Origin of the sequence: Ohtaekwangia sp. (assembly GCF_036568665.1) — a bacterium.
GTDB lineage: Bacteria > Bacteroidota > Bacteroidia > Cytophagales > Cyclobacteriaceae > Ohtaekwangia.
On record NZ_DATCSD010000017.1, the window covers coordinates 1 to 2,182 of the forward strand.

Annotated in this window: 2 protein-coding genes; both read right to left on the reverse strand. The window is 42.8% G+C overall.

Going from position 1 to position 2,182, the window contains the following annotated elements:
* Positions 1-493, reverse strand: a 493-nt coding sequence (locus VIN08_RS00750) for a hypothetical protein (RefSeq protein ID WP_331958744.1), incomplete at its 3' end; no start/stop codon positions are given.
* Position 494: 1 nt separating this feature from the next.
* Complete coding sequence (locus VIN08_RS00755; protein ID WP_331958747.1) at positions 495-1,562, reverse strand: S8 family serine peptidase; 1,068 nt, start codon at positions 1,560-1,562, stop codon at positions 495-497.
* Between the last annotated feature and the right edge of the window lie 620 nt (positions 1,563-2,182).

The following is a 2,182-nucleotide window of genomic DNA, read 5'->3' on the forward strand; positions in this document are numbered from 1 at the left end:
AAAGAAGATGCTCCAGTGTGCCGGCTGTTTTAGGAAACAACACCGCGATCTCCGGATTTTCTTCAACACATTTCTTGAATCGGTTAAAGAAAGATATAGTAAGTTCTTCTTTCGCGCGACTTATCATAAACAGCGCTATACCTTCGGCCTGGGTGGTTATATCAAGGTTGGCAGCTCCGGCAAAAAGTTTAGCAGCCCCTGCTGTAATGGTATTGCTGCTTTGGGCATTAACATCAGGCAACCTCAAAAAGGGATTCGTGGAGAACTCCTTCTGAATTTCGCCATACTTACTCTTATCAGTATACTTCTTCAATATCTCTGCCGCCTTTACATTGCTTTGGTTCATGATCGGGAACAATACACGACCACTATCTATTATCGGATTTAATGCTGCCAGATCCCATGCATCCTGATACGCGATCTGCGCTCGCACTATACCGGGAAGTATAAATAACACCAGTGCAAGGCTCAGGTATAGTATATTTCTTTTCATCTTATAAATTATTAAAGCTATTAACGGGGTTTATCAATTTACCATACGGTTGTGAATCGGCATTGTCTACCAGGTGAGCTTTCAGATCAAGCGCTTTATAGTTGGCATTTTTATGTCTGGCGGCTTCCAGCAAGAGCGCTGCTACTCCTGCCACATACGGTGCTGCCTGGCTACATCCGGAAAGATTACAATAGGCTTTATTCATGGCTGTAGAAAAAATTTCTTCGCCTGGCGCAAAGATGTTTGTATTCGCTGCATTGATCGTATCCACCAAAGGCTGTTTACTCTTCGTAACACCGGCTACAGAAAGCACGGAAGTATATCTGGCAGGATATAAAAGATCACCACCCGTAGTGGAGTCTTTATTTCCCGCAGCAGCCACAACTAAAATTCCTTTCGCGATAGCTTTATTGATAACAGCTTCCAGTGCAGGGTCATTTACTTTTACTCCATTACTTATCGAGATGATATCCATTGCCTGATCAACAGCCCATTCGATACCTCTTACCAGGTATACTACATTATCTCCGCGAAGGTCGTTCGTAATTTTGCCCAGGTAGAAATTTGAATTATAGGCAACGCCCTTTACTCCAAATCCATTGTCGGAAGCTTTGATGATTCCCGTTACATGCGTGCCGTGTCCCATCTGATCCATTACACCTGACAAGCTATCGGATACATCTTTCAAATTATTAGCGTTGACAATAAGATCAGGATGTGGCAATGCTATACCCGAATCTAAAACCGCCAGCTTTACACGCTCGCCACTTAATCCTTTTTTCCAAAGTTCCCCGAGGTTAAAATCCTTATGCCACCAGAAATCATCTTCCGAGTATTCCGTTAATGCTATACGGGCAATAATTTCGTTGATGTTCTGAATACCTCCACTCCAATAGTAATTATTGGCAGCATCTTTCAGCCAGGTATTTACATTACCAACGCTATCGCCATTGTATAATTTACCATCAACCTCCAGTTCACTGCCGGGTGCGAGATATTGATAGCTTGGCGCTGTGAGGCTCGGGCGCCCTACCCGTACGTGCAAAAAATCTTTAACAGTAACTTTCATGTATTCTCTTATCTAGGCAATAGCTAACCTCTCCCTCTGGTAGATGCAAAAAATTAATTTACAAAAAGCTTCCTCTACGTCTTTATACCGGTATAGCCGGCAAGCAGAACGTTCACACAACGATATGGCTACTGCTGCTTAAAGACAACACAAAGTCGGCAAGAATATATACTAATATAGCATCCATAAACAGCGATTGCTGTAGATGCCTGTGACTTTTTTGTTATTGGCAGCTATAAAAAACCAGGTGCCCGGCTACCGGGCACCTGGTGAGGGGTAGGTTTTTTTAATTTCTTCTTGCATAGCCAACTTTAGCCCCAACGTTCCATGCTGGAGGATGCATGCCTCAGTTTACAAGCACGAGGAAGCTTTGCGTGTATTAGAGCCCATCTAATAACATCCACATATAAAGACTTCATTAACCCTCAGTCACTTTCGAAAATATAGGCTGAGAGTTCACCTTGGTTAGCCAGAGCAGTCGACTATCTGAAACACAAACTCCGAACAACGAGTCGACCCAAGAGAATAAAATACAAAAGCCCACCTTTCTACAACAAATGTGTAGAACGATGGGCTCTTATTCGAATGTAGAAAAGTATCTACGATTTTACAACTAACCA